Origin of the sequence: Streptomyces sp. GbtcB6 (assembly GCF_019091475.1) — a bacterium.
Lineage (GTDB): Bacteria > Actinomycetota > Actinomycetes > Streptomycetales > Streptomycetaceae > Streptomyces > Streptomyces hyaluromycini.
On the sequence record NZ_JAGXJL010000012.1, the window covers coordinates 80286 to 93410 of the forward strand.

At 71.5% G+C, this 13125-nt stretch carries 13 protein-coding genes and 1 pseudogene; 2 read left to right on the top strand and 12 right to left on the bottom strand.

Translation table 11 applies throughout. From position 1 onward, the window contains the following. Positions 1–44: 44 nt before the first annotated feature. The 8 genes from KVT45_RS21510 to KVT45_RS21545 form a co-directional block, all read right to left on the bottom strand. Entirely contained in the window at positions 45–1985 is a 1941-nt protein-coding gene (locus KVT45_RS21510) for a copper resistance protein CopC (protein WP_308310834.1), read from the bottom strand. Then, entirely contained in the window at positions 1982–2203 is a 222-nt protein-coding gene (locus KVT45_RS21515) for a hypothetical protein (protein ID WP_217549827.1), read from the bottom strand. Before KVT45_RS21515 ends, KVT45_RS21510 begins: the two co-directional genes overlap by 4 nt. Further along, the gene (locus KVT45_RS21520; protein ID WP_217549829.1) at positions 2200–2403 is read right to left on the bottom strand and encodes a hypothetical protein; all 204 of its coding nucleotides are present in this window, start codon (positions 2401–2403) and stop codon (positions 2200–2202) included. Before KVT45_RS21520 ends, KVT45_RS21515 begins: the two co-directional genes overlap by 4 nt. A gap of 12 nt (positions 2404–2415) precedes the next feature. Then, on the bottom strand, positions 2416–2661 hold the full coding sequence (locus tag KVT45_RS21525; RefSeq protein WP_217549831.1) for a glutaredoxin domain-containing protein: 246 nt from the start codon (positions 2659–2661) through the stop codon (positions 2416–2418). Further along, complete coding sequence (locus KVT45_RS21530) at positions 2658–3341, bottom strand: peroxiredoxin (protein ID WP_217549833.1); 684 nt, start codon at positions 3339–3341, stop codon at positions 2658–2660. The genes KVT45_RS21525 and KVT45_RS21530 overlap by 4 nt, the downstream gene beginning before the upstream one ends. Next, on the bottom strand, positions 3338–4300 hold the full coding sequence (locus tag KVT45_RS21535) for a cytochrome c biogenesis CcdA family protein (protein ID WP_217549835.1): 963 nt from the start codon (positions 4298–4300) through the stop codon (positions 3338–3340). The genes KVT45_RS21530 and KVT45_RS21535 overlap by 4 nt, the downstream gene beginning before the upstream one ends. Positions 4301–4389: 89 nt before the next feature. Next, the gene (locus KVT45_RS21540; RefSeq protein WP_217549837.1) at positions 4390–5367 is read right to left on the bottom strand and encodes a M56 family metallopeptidase; all 978 of its coding nucleotides are present in this window, start codon (positions 5365–5367) and stop codon (positions 4390–4392) included. Then, positions 5364–5759 (bottom strand): BlaI/MecI/CopY family transcriptional regulator, encoded by a 396-nt coding sequence (locus tag KVT45_RS21545; RefSeq protein ID WP_308310835.1) that lies wholly within the window; start codon positions 5757–5759, stop codon positions 5364–5366. Before KVT45_RS21545 ends, KVT45_RS21540 begins: the two co-directional genes overlap by 4 nt. A gap of 262 nt (positions 5760–6021) precedes the next feature. Between KVT45_RS21545 and KVT45_RS21550 the strand changes: the two genes are divergently transcribed. Then, positions 6022–6786 carry a cytochrome c biogenesis CcdA family protein gene (locus KVT45_RS21550; RefSeq protein ID WP_254647140.1) on the top strand — a complete coding sequence of 255 codons (765 nt, stop codon included), beginning with the start codon at positions 6022–6024 and terminating at the stop codon, positions 6784–6786. Between the two features lie 454 nt (positions 6787–7240). Here KVT45_RS21550 and KVT45_RS21555 read toward each other — a convergent pair whose 3' ends face one another. Together KVT45_RS21555 and KVT45_RS21560 are read right to left on the bottom strand one after the other, a co-directional pair. Next, entirely contained in the window at positions 7241–8716 is a 1476-nt protein-coding gene (locus KVT45_RS21555; protein WP_217549841.1) for a multicopper oxidase family protein, read from the bottom strand. A gap of 370 nt (positions 8717–9086) precedes the next feature. After that, positions 9087–9359, bottom strand: coding sequence for an SHOCT domain-containing protein (locus KVT45_RS21560; RefSeq protein ID WP_217549843.1), 273 nt, complete (start codon positions 9357–9359; stop codon positions 9087–9089). Between the two features lie 536 nt (positions 9360–9895). Here KVT45_RS21560 and KVT45_RS21565 point away from each other — a divergent pair. Then, positions 9896–10096: pseudogene (locus KVT45_RS21565) on the top strand (heavy-metal-associated domain-containing protein); the annotation flags it as partial. A gap of 108 nt (positions 10097–10204) precedes the next feature. Here KVT45_RS21565 and adh read toward each other — a convergent pair. Next, a complete protein-coding gene (adh, locus tag KVT45_RS21570) occupies positions 10205–11728 on the bottom strand; it encodes an aldehyde dehydrogenase (RefSeq protein ID WP_217549847.1) in 1524 nt (507 codons plus the stop codon). A 96-nt stretch (positions 11729–11824) separates the two neighbouring features. Continuing rightward, positions 11825–13081, bottom strand: a complete 1257-nt coding sequence (locus KVT45_RS21575) for a GAF domain-containing protein (RefSeq protein WP_217549849.1) — start codon at positions 13079–13081, stop codon at positions 11825–11827. Between the last annotated feature and the right edge of the window lie 44 nt (positions 13082–13125).

Sequence of the window (13125 nt, forward strand, 5' to 3'; positions counted from 1 at the left end):
GCTAAGCGGCCGCTGTGAACGGACTGTTGGCGGGGTCGGGGCGGTCAGTGCTCATGGCCCTCCTCTTCTTCCGTCTCCGGGTAGACGAAGGTGCGGGTGACCAGGTGGTTGGGGGCGGTCAGGGTTTCGTGCAGGATGCGGCCCGTCTCGTCGAGGGTGAGGTCGAGCTGGGTGTGCTCGGCGGGGTAGGCGAGAGCGAGCCGGCGGTGGCCGTTCTCGTCGGGCAGCCGGGTGGTGACCGGGGCGGTGCCGCTGCCGTACGGTTCGGCGGCGAGGAACTCCTTGCCGGTGATGGGGAGTTGCTTGAGGTCGCCGAGGCCAAGGGCGGTGTTGCTGGTGACCAGTTCGTGCACGGTGAGGTGGGGGACCTTCTGCATCGCCGCGACGGTCTCACGCAGCAGCGCGGCGTCGGGGCGGGGTGGCCAGGTGATGGCCAGGCCCGCGCGGCCGCCGGCCCATTCCTCGCCCGCGGAGGCGGTGAGGGTGAGGCGGCTGGTGCCCGTGCGCCAGGTCAGCGGGGTGTAGAAGCAGCCGGTGCCGCAGCCTCGCAGGGCCAGCTGCCGCTTCTTACCGCGCGGATCGGCGAGGGTGGCCGTGAGGCCGTAGGACTGCTTGGCGGGGGCGCCGACCTGGGGCGCTGTCAGTTCGATGATGAGCTGGCCGGTACTGGCGCGGGCGCTGATGCCGATCTCTCCGGCGCGGGTGCCGGCGGGCACGAGGGGGCCGGTCGTCGGGGGCGCGAAGGACAGCGGGCGGTTGGTGTCGGCGGGTGCACGCACCACGGTGAGGGCGGCCGACAGGACGAATACGACGGCCAGGACAGAGGCTTCGACGCGAGCCGGGCGGTACGCGAGGCGGCTGCGCCCGCGGTGCAGGTGGCGGCGCGAGAGGTAGGCGAGGCCGGCGGCCACCGCGACCAGCGCGATCTTGACGACCAGGAGCCGGCCGTATCCGGTGGTGAAGACGTCGCCGAGCGGGACGAGCAGCAGCGCGGCCACGACACCGCTCGCGACCACCGCCGCGAACAGCCAGGCGGCCAGCCGTGCGTAGGCCAGCAGCAGGGTGCGGGCGGCGGCACGTTCCCCGCGCCAGGCGACCGTCGTGCGCAGGACCTGCACCAGAGCACCGGCCCACAGTGCGGCGGCCGCGAGATGGATCAGGGTCAGCACCGGTCCGGCGACGGCCTGTTCGGCCTGCGGGTGTGCGCGCAGGGCTTCGGCGACGACCACGGCGGCGAGCGGGACGAGTGCCCAGGTAGGGCGGCGGGCGAGAACGGCGACGGCCGCGAGGGCGAAGCCCGCCATCTCGATCAGCGAGAGGATGCCGGGGCGGGTGTCGATCGCCGAGCGCAGCGAGCCGCCGCCGATCACCAGTGTGGTGAGGCCGAGGGCGGCGGCGCAGCCGACGAGGGCGGCGGGCAGCGCCCACGAGCGGGGCCGCTGCGTGGGTGCGTCGGGAACACGGGTGGTGAGGCGGTGGAGCGCGGGCTCACCGAAGAGCAGGGCCAGGGTGGTGAACAGCAGCCAGCGCAGCACGGTGGTGGGGACCGGGTCCTTGGCGGTCGTGCTCTGGCCGGAGGCGAGGGCGACGGAGCGTGGGCCGATGGCGAAGCGGTAGCTGCCGGTCATGATGTCGCCGTCCTGGGCGGTGACCGTCCAGTCGACTGCGTGCACGCCCTCCGCTGGCCTGCCGCGCAGCGGGAAGGTGAGTGTCCGGCCGCCCTGGCTCTTGGTGGGCTTGCCGAGCGTGGCTGCGGGCGTGAGGCGTACGGCGGAGGCGCCGCCCACGCCGACCGGCTGGTCGAAGACGAGGACCAGTGCGGCCGGGGAGTCGGGGACGGTGGCGTCCGCGGCCGGGCTGGTGAACAGCAGGGTGGCGTGCGCGGAGGCCGGGGCGGCGGTGCCCAGCAGCACGGCTAGGACGAGCGAGGCCAGCGTGAGGAGCGCGGCGCCGGGGCGCCGGAGGGTTGGTGGGAGGGCGGTCACCGGTCAAGGTTCTCCGGTCGGCTGGTCGGGTCGGTCGGCGGGGTTGTCTCGTGACGGAGGCGGTGCAGTTCCTCGCGGGCGGCGCGCAGCTCGCTCTGCAGCCCGGGGCCGGGCCCGGCGTGGCAGGCGCGGTTGCGGGCCATCGGGCGGACGCAGCAGAACCAGGTCAGTGCGGCGGCCGGCGCGGTGGCGGCGAGGGGCAGCCAGAGGCCGCTCATGCCGGATGGTCCTGGATGCCGCCCTGCGGGGTGCGCTCGGCGCGCAGGGCGTCGATCTCCTTGCGCAGGCGCAGGAGTTCCTGCTGATCGGCGCCGGGGTCGGGCTGTGCGCCGTGCTTGGGGCGCATCATGAACCACATCATCGCGCCCATGCCGACGGGGCAGGCGAGGGCGGGAAGCACGTACAGCAGCTGTTCCATGGGGGATGCTCCTCAGGTCTGGGGTATGCGGGCGAGTTCGCGGCGCAGGGCGCGTTCGGAGATACGTCCATAGGCGATGAGCCGGTCGTCGTGGAGGAGGCCGGGGGTGAACAGCAGGCGGTGGCGGGCGGCGAGTTCGCGTCCCTGGTCGGTGTCCACGGACACCTCGGTGACCTCGGCGTCGGTCTCCGCGAGCAGTTTCTTCGCGCGGTCGCACCAGGCGCAGTCGGCCTGAGTGAGCAAGGTCAGCGCGATCACGACTTCACTCCGGCCTTGAGGTCGGCGAGGAGTTTGTCGACGGGGACGTACATCGTGTAGTCGGGGGCGCCGCCGTAGTCGGCGCGCCAGCGGACGGTGCCGTCCGGGCCGATGAGCAGGAAGCTGTGGCCGTCGCGGGAGTCGCCCATCATGCCGTACTGGTTGGCCCCGTACTCCTTGGACACCTTCAGGTCCGGGTCGGACAGGACCGGCGTGGCCAGGCCCATGTCCTTGGTCTTGCGGGCGATCAGGTCGGCCGGGTCGGAGGTGATGGAGACGATGTCGTCGATGCCGGCGGCCTTCACCTTGGCGGCGGACTTCTCCAGGGTGGTCATCTGGTCCCAGCAGGGCTGGCAGGTCAGCCCCTCCTGGAAGTACAGCAGGACGTTCTTGCCGCGGTAGTCGGCCAGGCTGACCTGCTTACCGGTGGAGGCGGCGAGGGCGAAGGCGGGCGCAGTCCCGCCGATGCCGGGGCTGCCGACGTCGTACGACGACGCACCACTGCTGGAGGTATTGCGGGCCGGGGAGGTGGAGAAGACCGCGTACAGCGCGACCAGTGCGACCACGGCGACCGCCGAGCTGACGATCCATGTCAGGCGGCGCCGCTTGGCCTGCCGGCCGGCGGCGATCACGGCGTCAGGACGCCGTAGCGGGGGTTTCTTGTTGCTGGTGGTGCTCATACGGGGCGGTCCTCTCCGGAGGAGGCGGCAGGAACGGGGGGCTGCGGTACGTCGCAGCAGTCGGCGGAGGAAGCCCTCGCCTCGGCGCCGGGGGAATGGCGGGCGGGGGCGGTCAGATGGGCGCGCGCCTGCCGTGCGAGGAAGACGGCGAGCGCGATCAGGAGGACGGCCAACGCCCAGCCGGGCAGCCAGCCAAGGGCCTTCGTGACCAGGGACGCGGTGTGCTGAAGATCGGCGGCGACCCGCACCCGCCAGCCGTCCGAGGCCATGTCGGGCCCGCGTACGGCCTGGATCAGGGTCAGTGCGCCCATCGCGATCAGGAGGATTCCGGAGGCGGCACTGCCCAGTGACATGCGCCGCTTCAACCGGCCTATTCGAAGGGTGACCTGGCGGCCCTGGAGGAGACGGCCCGTGCCCCAGTCACGACGGTCCCAGACCAGGGCGAGCAGGCACAGCGGGGCGACCATCCCGGCGACGTACGTCAGTGAGACGGCCAACGCGGCGGGGAAGGAAGCGGCGGCACCGGAAAGCACGGCGACTCCGGCCAGCACCGGCGCGCAACAGGAGCTGGCCGCGCCGGAGAAGACCCCGAGCCCGTACACCGAGCCGAAGCCGTGACCGGACGGGGCACGGCCCGCGATCATCGGCAGCTGCGGCTTCCATCCGGCCAGCAGGGCGATGCCGCCCACGGCCATCGCAGCCCCGCCGATCGAGAACACCAGCAGATGATGGCCGGAGATCAGCGAGACGAGAGCCGTGGCACCGAGCCCGATCGGGACGATCACCGTGGCCACCCCGGCGGCGAAGACCAGCGTCGCGGCCAGAACTCCGGTACGGCGGCGGAAGCCGGTCGCCAGGTAGGCGGGCAGCATCACCGAGACGCAGCAGGGCGCGAGGAGCGCCACGACCCCACCGAGGAACGACGCCAGCAGCGTCGTGCCGAACAGCAGCTCACCCACGCGCACGACCTCCGGATATCCGACACCTGAACTCCTAAGGAGATTAGGTTATGGCGGGCGGAGTGTCCACCGAGAGGCGTCAGCGCAGGTCAGCGCATGGTGGAGACCTGCGCGGGCGGGGTGCCGTCCGGGCAGTAGTTCAGCTGCGTCGCCGCCGCGGCCGGGCCCCCGACGACCAGGACCGGCAGGGCGAGCGCGATCGCCGCGGTCAGTGAACCGGCCACGACGCGGGCCCGGCCGAGCGGGCGGCGGGGCTCGATGAGGCGGTGTACCCGGCGGGCCGCGGTGGAGCCGCCGGCCGCGAGGGCCGCAGCAGGGGTACGGCCCTGAGCGACCGCGAGCAATGCGGCGGCCGTGGTCAGGCGTCCGGAACGGGCGGCGGCCACGTCGTCGGCGCGCATCTCCACCAGCCGCGCGATCTCCGCCTCGGCGGTACGGAACAGAGGGACACGGGGGAAGGCGCGGGCCAGGGTCTGCGCCCAGGCCAGCACGGCGTCGTGCCGCTCGGACTGGTGGGCGCGCTCGTGCGCGAGGACGGCGTCGAGCTGGTCGTCGTCCAGCGTGCGCAGGGCGCCTGTGGTGATCACCGTACGGCGATGGCGGCCGGGCAGGCAGTAGGCGGCGGGCTCCTCACGGTCGAGGACGACCACCCCGCGCACCGGATCGGCACGGCCGACCATGTCCAGTACCTCCCGATGGTCCTGCCGCTCACGCCGGATGCGCAGCAACGCGGCACCGGCACACCAGGCCGTCCGCCCCAGCACCGCCAGCGCGAGCACCGCCCCGGCCGCACCCGCCGCCGCCCCGCCGGGCGAGGCGTACTGCGCGGTCAGCGCCATCACGCACGCCTGCAGCAACTGCGCGAGGTCCGCGCTCACCCGGACCGTGGGCACGGTCAGTGCCAGGCCCGCCATGACCGCCGACGCCAGCGCGGACACGCCGAGCGCCTGCCACACCACGATCCCGAGCCGTGGGGCGCGCTCGGTCCAGCCGGCCCTGGCAAGCAGCCGGGGCGCCAGGGTGCACAGCAGCACGGCGTACGCGAACAACACGGCGGCGACGATCACAGCGACCCCTCCTTCCGTACGGCCTCGCCCAGCAGCCGGTGCAGTTCCTCGGCCTCGCCGGGCTGCATGCCCTCCACGAACCGGGCCAGCGTCGCACCCCGGTCGCCGGCCGCCGCGAACGCCTCGCCCATCAGCCCGGCCACGTACTCCTCGCGCGTGTGCGTGGCGCCGTACCTGAAGGCGCGGCCGTCCTTCTCCTTGGCCAGCCAGCCCTTGCGATGCAGGATCTCGGTGACGGTGTGCACGGTGTTGTACGCGGGCTCGGGATCACGGCCGAGGGCATCGAGGATCTCGCGGACGCGCAGCGGCTTTGCCGCGCCCCACACCGCGTCCATGATCGCGGCCTCCAGCTCGCCGAACTGCGGCACCTCGAACCTCCCGATCCTGTGCACTCCGTCCGGACATCCTAAGCGGCCTAGGTGGATGGCCGGGTGGTACCGGTGATCCACGGAGAACCGTGACCAGCCCGCACACGCGGTGAATGACGGATGGGGAGCGGTTTGTGCGGCCATGACGTGCTCCTGGCCGTCGTCGGCAGGCGGCGGAGTGGTACCCCAGCACCTTCCCCTAAGTAGGTTAGGAATAAGGTCGGCTCGGCGTCCAGCGCGGCGCCGTTCCCCCTGCCTGAGCTGTGCCCTGACCGGGAGCCCGACTTTGAGCGCCAACGTCTCCGACCTCGTCACCAGCGGACCGCTCCTGCTGGCCGCGCCGCTCGCGCTGCTGGCTGGGGCACTGTCGTTCTTCTCCCCGTGCTGCCTGCCGCTGGTGCCCGGATACGTCTCGTACGCCACCGGAATGTCTGCGGCCGACGTCCGGGCGGGCCGGGAGGAGGGCCGGGGGCGCATGGTCGCCGGGACCTTCCTGTTCATCCTCGGCTTCGCCGCTCTCTTCGCGAGCTACGGCGCCGCCCTGGGCTACGTCGGCAACGAGCTCCTCGCCCACCAGGACCTGATCACCCGCGTCCTTGGTGCGCTCACCATCGTGCTCGGCCTGCTCTTCCTCGGCGCCTTCGAACGCATCCCGTTCGCCGGCCGCACCTTCCGCATCGGCTACCACCCGCGCGCCGGTCTCGCCGGTGCTCCGCTGCTCGGCGTGATGTTCGGTCTCGGCTGGACCCCTTGTATCGGTCCCACCCTCGCCGCCGTCCTCAGCCTCTCCGTCACCACCGGCAGTGCGGGCCGCGGGGCCCTGCTCGCCTTCGTCTACAGCGTCGGCCTGGGCCTGCCCTTCCTGGTCGCGGCGCTCGGCTTCAGGCGCGGACTGAAGGCGTTCGGCTTCGCCCGCCGCAACGCCCGAGGCGTGATGCGCTTCGGCGGGGCGATGCTCGTCCTCGTCGGGATTCTCCAAGTGAGCGGGATGTGGACGTACTTCGCGGGCCAACTGCGCTACTGGGTGGCGGGCTTCCAGCCCTGGCTGTGACGATGGGAGCCCGTCGGGCAGTGAGGCACTCAGCCGTCGCGGTCACTGCAGACGCGTGTGGGCGACCCGCCACATGCGGCGGGGCAACTCACCTTCCTCGAACGCGTGGACTTCGTTGAGGACCCAGCCGTCGGCAAGGGAGCCGACGAGGTGAGTCTGGCGATTCAGGTAGGCAGTTGCGCGTGGAGCAGCACGAGCGCGGCGGCAACGCGGTCCTGATCATTGCAGAGCGCGCTGACGAGCCGCCTGAGCCCCCCGGCGGTAAGTTGCGCGAGGTCACCCTGTTGAGCTGCACGGAGAGGACAGCAACGAGAGCAGTTGTCCAGCCAATCTCGGGTCGCACCGAGCTGGGTGAGCAGGTACGTGAATGCGGTGTTCTCCATCGCTTGGGCATTGCAGGACCGCATGTCGCGGCCGAACCGGTTGTCGGCGGTGTAACGCGCAGGGCAGCCTGTCAGGGGCGGACGTTGACCGTGGCCATCATGCCCAGGTCCTCGTGGTCGAGAACGTGGCAGTGGTAGACGCTGCGGCCGGGGTAGTCGGTGAACGGGATACGTAGTCGCACCGAGGCCCGGGCCGGTACCAGGACGACGTCCTGCCGCACGCCTGCGGCAGGTGCGCCAGTCAGCACGTGGAACGGCCAGGCGTGCAGGTGGAACGCGTGGTCCATGGGGCTGGTATTGACCACGGTCCACTCCTCGGTGGTGTTCAGTGCGACGGTCTGGTCGTCGCGCCCGGGGTCGAAGGTGCGCCCGTCGATGGTGAAGGCCATGCCGCCCATGCCGATCCCGCCCATGCCCATCGCGAAGGTGATCTGACGCCGTGTGCTCACGCTGTCCGACGGGATCGACGGGGCAGGCAGTCTCGCGGGCAACACGGCCGGTGCTGTGGCGGTTCCGGACGCGACGAGGGTCGCCAGCGTGACCGGGCCGGCGGCGAAGGGACCACCATGCATCATGCCGCCCATCATCCCCAGGCTGCCGCGGTTGTACGGTTCGCTGACCAGCGCGTACCGGCCGGTGCGGGTGGCGCGTACGAGTAGGTCGGCGCGGTTTCCCGGAGCCAGCACTACCTGGTCCCGATCGGCCGGGGCGGGCAGGAACACCCCGTCGAGGGCGACCTGAGTCAGACGATGACCCTCTAGACGCAGCGCGAGTACCCGGGAGACGCAGCCGTTGATGACCCGCCACCGCTGCACTGCCCCGGGCGCGGCGGCGATGACCGGCTGGTGCTGGCCGTTGGCCAGCACCAGGTCGCCCTCGCGGCCCATCATTCTGGCCATCATGCTCGGCGAGGCGACCCGGCCTGCCCCGTCCAGGGTGGTGTCGGTGACCAGCAGGACCAGGTCGTCGCTCACCGGCAGAACCGGGTCAGGACCGCCGTCGACCAGCAGCGCTCCGGCCAGGCCGGCGAAGATCTGGTCGGCGACGGTGCCGTGGTGGTGCGGGTGGTACCAGAACGTGCCAGCCGGATGGTCGGCCGGCACGGCGATGGCGTAGTCGAAGCTGTTGCCGGGCTCGACGGTGACGAACGGGTTGTCGCCATTGCCGTGCGGGGACACGTGCAGGCCGTGGGTGTGCAGGTTCGTCGGCTGGTCGATGTGGTTGATCAACCGCGCTCGCAGCACGTCCCCGGGCCGCATCCGCAAGGTCGGACCCGGGCAGGTGCCGTTGAACGCCCACGCCGACGTATCCCGGTCGGTCAGCCGAGCTCCCGGGGCAGCGGTGAGGGTCACGTCGAGCACCCCGCCACGGCTGGCCGCAACCGGCGGCTGGCGCAAACGCTCCCCGGAGGCACCGGGTTCCGTCCGGTTCCGGTCGGTGGGCGCGCCTGCACTGGTTGCCCACCCCGCGGTGCCGGCCGCCACGCCGGCCGTACCGAGTCCGAGCAACGCCAACGCCTGGCGTCGGCTGATCGGTCCGCCGCTCATGACAACAGACTCCGGCGACGCTGGTACTCGCCCTCGTCGATCTCTCCGCGAGCCTGGCGTTCGTCGAGGATTCGCCGTGCTGCCGAGCCGACCGAACGAGGTGCGGGCGGGGAGGTGAGTCCCCCCTGTATGAGCCGCACCACGACGAAGCCGATAGGCAGTGGGCCAGCCACGATGAAGACCGGCCAGATCCACATCCAGCTCATTATCGAACCATTGGCTACCATCGCGGATCACGCTCCGGTTTGCTTGAGTGGACACCGCCGAGGCGGTAATGCCGGCTCATGTTCGATTACTGGGACCGGCTACTGTCAGCGCCGCTGATGCGGGACTCTTCTGTCCGTCGGGAGACTGTGGCCGTTGATGCCTGTCACCGGGACCTCGGCTTGTGTGCGGCGAGGTGTTCGCGGGCCTCCGTGTAGGTGTCCGCGTCGATCTCACCGGAGGCGAAGCGGCGGTCAAGGATCTCCTCGGGTGTCTCTCGTGGTGGCTGTCCGGGGCCTTGTGCGTCGGCACGACCTGTGGGGTGCTGCGTGAGTCGGACCACTGCCCACACGATGAAGCCGAGCAGCGCGATCCACACGAGAGGTATGAAGGCCATCCAGGCCCAGCCGCCGCCGTCCCAGTACATCACTGTGCTCACCTCCAGAGAGGTTTCCTGATCTCACTGTCCCTCCGGGCCTGAAGCCGGTGCCAGGGCTCTTCGGCCCCTGAGTCAGGCCGATCGGTGTCTCTGGCCGGTCGGCCTGACAGGGCGAGGCCCCGCCCACGCATGGGCTTCGTGTATGCGCGTAACCACAAGGCGGCCGGAGGGGCCGCGGGGCGCGACAGCCTGGACGGGGCTGGTCAGGCCGCAAAGCCGGCGAGGGCACGGTGAGCAATGCACCGGGCGAGGGAACCCGCTATCGCGCCACCGCCGTGGACACCGACAGCCTGAGCGTGCCGAACGGAACGGGTGGGAGGCGGAGCCGTGGCCCCGCCTGGATGCCCGGAGCGGACGCGAGGGGGCAGAAGCCCCATCCGTGACCTGTCGACCCCGTCCGGCGGGCAGATTCCTGTGTGCGTCACAGCACAGGTAGGGGATACCCCCGAGGGGTATATTGTCTCCATGTTCGGGAGGGGTGGAAGGTCGCCCTCCGCGAAGAGCGGCCCACGCACCTGCATCCTGAGGAAGAAGCCATGACCACTGAGACGAACACGAGCACGAGCTCCTGCTGTGGCGGCGGTTCTTGCGGCACCGGCGCCACGGACGACGTTCAGGGCGTCGGCGTCACCACGGTCTACAAGGTGTCCGGGATGACCTGCGGCCACTGCGAGGGCGCGGTCTCCCAGGAGATCTCCGCGCTGGACGGCGTCACCGCGGTCACCGCCGTCGCCGCGACCCTCATATACCACCGCCGACTCACCAACTGAAATGACGTCTTAAGATGTGCGCCGAGAAGGGCGCCTGCCGGGCATCTGCCCTGGTCAGGCGCCCTTTTTCTGCGTCTAGAAGAAGCCCAGCTTCTTCGGCGAGTAGCTCACCAGCAGATTCTTCGTCTGCTGGTAGTGCTCCAGCATCATCTTGTGTGTCTCGCGGCCGATCCCCGACTGCTTGTAGCCGCCGAACGCCGCGTGCGCCGGGTACGCGTGGTAGCAGTTGGTCCACACCCGGCCCGCCTGGATCGAACGGCCCGCGCGGTACGCGGTGTTGATGTCGCGGGTCCAGACGCCCGCCCCGAGCCCGTACAGCGTGTCGTTGGCCATCTTGATCGCGTCGTCGAAGTCGTCGAAGGACGTCACCGAGACGACCGGACCGAAGATCTCCTCCTGGAGGATCCGCATCCGGTTGTCTCCCTCGAAGATGGTCGGCTGGACGTAGTAGCCGCCCTTGAGCTCACCGTCGTAGTCGATGCGTTCGCCGCCGGTGAGGACCTTGGCGCCCTCCTGCCGGCCGATGTCCAGGTAGGAGAGGATCTTCTCCAGCTGGTCGTTGGAGGCCTGGGCGCCGATCATCGTGTCGGTGTCGAGCGGGTGACCCGGCTTGATCAGGCGGGTGCGGGCGACCGCGGCCTCCATGAACTCGGCGTAGTGGCCGCGCTGGACGAGGGCCCGGGACGGGCAGGTGCAGACCTCGCCCTGGTTGAGCGCGAACATGGTGAAGCCTTCGAGGGCCTTGTCGCGGAAGTCGTCGTCGTGCGCCCAGACGTCGTCGAAGAAGATGTTCGGGGACTTGCCGCCCAGTTCGAGGGTGACCGGCTTGATGTTCTCCGAGGCGTACTGCATGATCAGCCGCCCCGTCGTGGTCTCACCGGTGAAGGCGACCTTCGCCACCCGCGGGCTGGACGCGAGCGGCTTGCCCGCCTCCACGCCGAACCCGTTGACGATGTTCACCACGCCCGGCGGCAGCAGATCGGCGATCAGGCTCATCCAGTAGTGGATGGAGGCGGGCGTCTGCTCGGCCGGCTTGATGACGACCGCGTTGCCGGCGGCGAGGGCCGGCGCGAGCTTCCAGGTCGCCATCAGGATGGGGAAGTTCCACGGGATGATCTGCGCGACGACACCGAGCGGCTCGTGGAAGTGGTACGCCACCGTGTCGTCGTCGACCTCGCCGAGCGAACCCTCCTGCGCGCGGATCGCCCCCGCGAAGTACCGGAAGTGGTCGATCGCCAGGGGTATGTCGGCGGCCAGCGTCTCCCGCACCGGCTTGCCGTTCTCCCAGCTCTCGGCGACCGCGAGCGGTTCGAGGTGGGCCTCCATCCGGTCGGCGATCTTGAGCAGGATGTCGGAGCGCTCCGTCACCGACGTACGGCCCCAGCCCGGCGCGGCCGCGTGCGCCGCGTCCAGCGCCCGCTCCACGTCCTCGGCGGTACCCCGCGCCACCTCGGTGAACGGCTGCCCGTTCACCGGCGACGGGTTCTCGAAGTACTGCCCCCGGGCCGGCGGCACCCACTCGCCGCCGATGAAGTGGTCGTAGCGCGCCTGGTAGGAGACGATCGCGCCCTCGGTGCCGGGCGCCGCGAAACGGGTCATGGTGGCCTGCCTCCTTGCAGATGCGCTGCCCGCCGTTGGGCAGCTCCCGGCGCGGAGGCTAGGGGAGCGGACGTTGCGAACACGTTGCGCCGCAGGTCAGCCGACCGGTACCGCGAGCTCCGCCTCCAGGGCCGCCAGCCGGGACCGTACGACCGCCGTCGGCCGCACCGCCGCGAGCGCCCGCCACACCTCGACGTCGTCCTCGCCCCACGGCGCGTGCGCCCAGTCCGCGAGCAGGTCGGGGTCCTGACACCCGATCAGCGCGGCCCGCAGCCCGTCCGCCAGCCGCCGCCTGAGCCGTACGACCGCGGGCGCCTGCGAGCCCGGCAGCAAGGGCCCCGTGTACGCCCCTGCGGCCGCCGCCACCGAGCCCGCCTCCAGCCGCCGCTCCACCACGGTCGCGTCCGACTCGACCGGCGCGGTCAGCCGGTACGGCCGGGAGGCGAGCAGCCCCGGACCCAGCAGCCTGCGCAGCCGGACCAGTTCCGCCCGGAGCGTCACCGGCGTCACCGACTCGTCCTCGTACAGCGCGCACAGCAACTCGTCGCCGGTCAGCCCCTCCGGGTGGCGGGACAGCAGCACCAGCAGCTCGCTGTGGCGGCGGCCGAACCTGATCCGGCGCCCGTCCAGCCGGAGCTCGGCCTCGTCACGGCCGAGCGCCGTCAGCGCGGGCGCCTCGTCGGCGGGCACCGGCGGATCGAGCAGCGCCAGCTGCGACTCGGCGGCCCGCGCCACCGCCTGGACGAAGCCCAGACTGTGCGGATGCGCCAGCCGGTCGCCGCCGGTGATGTCGACGGCACCCAGCACCCGCCCGGTGCGCGGATCGTGCACCGGCGCCGCCGCGCACGTCCACGGCTGCACCCGGCGGATGAAGTGCTCCGCCGCGAACACCTGCACCGGCCGGTCCACGGCCACCGCCGTCCCCGGCGCATTGGTCCCTACCGCGGTCTCCGACCAGCGGGCGCCCGGCACGAAGTTCATCCGGTCCGCCCGGCGCCGGGTCGCCGGATGCCCCTCGACCCACAGCAACCTGCCGTCCGCGTCGCACACCGCCAGCAGATGCTCGCCGTCCGCCGCGAACGTGCCCATCAGCTCCCGGAACAGCGGCATCACCCGGGCCAGCGGATGCTCCGCCCGATAAGCCCCGAGGTCACCGTCCGTCAGCTCCACGCGCGCCGCGCCGTCCGGTCCGACCCCGGCCCGCGCGGAACGCCGCCACGACTCGGCCACCACGGAACGCACCGGGCGCGGCACGGTGCCCGCCGTGGTGAACGTCTCGTGCGCCCGGCGCAGCACCCGGACACGCTCGGCAGGGTCTGCCCCCGGCTCCAGGGCCACCCAGGGATCGGTCAACTCGGCCTCCCGACGGCGATGCGGCTGCGGACATCGTCACTCGC